Below are 2,884 nucleotides of genomic sequence, written 5' to 3' on the forward strand. Positions count from 1 at the left end.
GCCGCTCGATGCGCAGGCGGGCCGGCCGGCTGCCGGTCCGCCTGCCGCGCCGCCGCGTCCCGCGTGGCTGCTGGCCGAGCCGCAGCCGCTGTTGATGCGCGAGAACCGGCCGGTGTTCCGCACGCCGCTCAGGATGATGTCGTCGGCCGAGCGGATCGAGGCGGGATGGTTCGATGGTCAGCTTGTCGAGCGCGATTACCACGTCGCGCAGGATGAAACCGGCGCGTGCTACTGGATCTTTCAGGAGCGGCCGAGCGGCCGCAGCGAGGCCGGGCCGCGCTGGTTCCTGCACGGCCTGTTCGGCTGAGTGACGATGACTGCGGAATTCAAGTTTCTGCCCGACTACGCGGAGCTGTTCTGCCGCTCGAACTTCTCGTTCCTGCATGGCGCGTCGCATGCGGAAGAGCTCGTCGAGCGCGCGGCGGAACTCGGCTACCGCGGGATCGCGATCACCGACGAATGCTCGCTCGCTGGCGCGCCGCGGATGCATGTCGCGGCGAAGGCGAAAGGGCTGCCGCTGATCGTCGGCGCGTACTTCGACGTGACGCCGGACGACGCCGCGCCCGGCCATGATCCGGGGCCCGGCGCGTTCGGGCTCGTGCTGCTCGCGCAGAACCGCGAGGGCTACGGCAACCTGTCCGAGCTGATCTCGTGGCGGCGCATGAACGCGCCGAAGGGCACGTACCGGCTGACGCCGCGGATGCTGTCGGCGCCGCCCGCGGAGTACGCGCACCTGCGCGGCGTGCCCGACTGCTTCGCGATCCTCGTGCCCGCGTACCCGGTGCGCGCGGACGTGCTCGACGCGCAGGTCGCGTGGTTTCGCGCGACGTTCGGCGAGCGCGCGCGGCTCGGGCTCGTGCAGTTGCAGCGCGCGCTCGACGGTGCGCAGCGCGAGGAGATCCGTGCGGCCGGCGCGCGGCGCGGGATGCGCGTCGTCGCACTCGGCGACGTGACGATGCACCGGCGCTCATGCAAGCAGCTGCAGGATGCGATGACGGCGATCCGGCACGGGATGCCGATCTCCGAGTGCGGCTATGCGCTCGCACCGAACGCGGAGCAGCATCTGCGTCATCGCGGGCGGATCGCGCAGCTGTTTTCGCCGGACGAGATCGGGCAGACGTGCGCGATGCTCGATGCGTGCGGCTTCTCGCTCGGCGATCTGCACTACGAATATCCGCTCGAGCTCGTGCCGCACGGGCACACGCCGGCCAGTTACCTGGAGCAGGAAACCTGGGCAGGGGCGCACCGACGTTATCCGAACGGCGTGCCGGAGAAGGTGGTGAAGCTGATCGAGCACGAACTCGAGCTGATCGAGGAGCTCAAATACGAGCCGTTCTTCCTGACCGTCTACGACGTCGTCACCTATGCGCGCAGCCGGGACATCCTGTGCCAGGGGCGCGGCTCGGCCGCGAATTCGGTGGTCTGCTACTGCCTCGGCGTCACCGAGGTGGACCCCGAGCGCAGCACGCTGCTGTTCGAGCGCTTCATCAGCCGCGAGCGCGGCGAGCCGCCCGACATCGACGTCGACTTCGAGCACCAGCGGCGCGAGGAAGTCATCCAGTACCTGTACGAGAAATACGGCCACAACCGCGCGGCGCTCGCCGCCGCCGTGTCGACCTACCGTCCGCGCGGCGCGCTGCGCGAGACCGGCAAGGCGCTCGGCGTCGATCCGATGCTGATCGAGCGCGTCGCGAAAGGGCATCGCTGGTTCGACGGCAGCCGCGACCTGCTGCAGCAATTCGCGTCGGTCGGGCTCGACCCCGACACGCCGCTGATCCAGGCCTGGGCCGAACTCGCCGCGCGGCTGCTCGGTTTTCCGCGCCATCTGTCGCAGCACTCGGGCGGCTTCGTGATCAGCCGCGGCAAGCTCACGCGGCTCGTGCCGGTCGAGAACGCGGCGATGGACGGGCGGCGCGTGATCCAGTGGGACAAGGACGACCTCGAAGCGCTCGGGCTGATGAAGGTCGACGTGCTTGCGCTCGGCATGCTGTCGGCGCTGCATCGCGCGTTCGACCTGGTCACCGCGTGGCGAGGGCCGCCGATGCGGCCTGGTCGGCCCGACGACGACAGCCCGTTCGGAATGGATGACATTCCGCAGGATGACGAAGCAACCTACGACATGATCTGCCGCGCCGACACGGTCGGCGTGTTCCAGATCGAATCGCGCGCGCAGATGTCGATGCTGCCGCGGTTGCGGCCGCGCAACTATTACGACCTCGTGATCGAGGTCGCGATCGTGCGGCCGGGGCCGATCCAGGGCGGCGCCGTGCATCCGTACCTGAAGCGGCGGCAGGGGATCGAGCCGATTCGTTATCCGAAGGAAGATCTGAAGCCCGCGCTTGAACGGACGTGCGGCGTGCCGATCTTCCAGGAGCAGGTGATGCAGATCGCGATGATCGCGGCCGGCTTCACGCCCGGCGAGGCCGACGAGCTGCGCCGCGCGATGGCCGCGTGGAAGCGCAAGGGCAATCTCGAGCAGTATCACCGCAAGATCGTCGACGGGATGCGGGAGCGCGACTATCCGCCCGAATTCGCCGAACAGATCTTCGAGCAGATCAAGGGCTTCGGCGAATACGGCTTTCCGGAAAGCCACGCGGCGAGCTTCGCGCACCTTGTGTACGCGAGCAGCTGGCTCAAATGCCACGAACCCGAGATTTTCCTCGCCGCGTTGCTGAACAGCCAGCCGATGGGTTTCTACGCACCCGCGCAGCTTGTGCAGGACGCGAAGCGCCACGGCGTGCAGGTGTTGCCGATCGACGTGACGCAAAGCAACCGGGAAGCATCGCTCGAAGCGCTGCCCGGCGACGCGCCGCCGCATGGCCGGCCCGCCGTGCGGCTCGGCCTGTCGCTCGTGCGCGGCCTCGGCGAAGCCGCCGCGCGCCGG

General features: G+C 69.0%; 1 protein-coding gene and 1 pseudogene. Both read left to right on the plus strand.

Annotation, left to right across the window (positions count from 1 at the left end; translation table 11 throughout):
- Window positions 1–307, plus strand: a pseudogene (locus G3N94_RS40660) (DNA polymerase Y family protein); the annotation flags it as partial.
- Between the two features lie 6 nt (window positions 308–313).
- On the plus strand, window positions 314–2,884 hold a 2,571-nt coding region (locus G3N94_RS40665; protein ID WP_205799812.1), incomplete at its 3' end, for an error-prone DNA polymerase.

Source organism: Burkholderia sp. Ac-20353 (assembly GCF_017104785.1).
Lineage (GTDB): Bacteria > Pseudomonadota > Gammaproteobacteria > Burkholderiales > Burkholderiaceae > Burkholderia.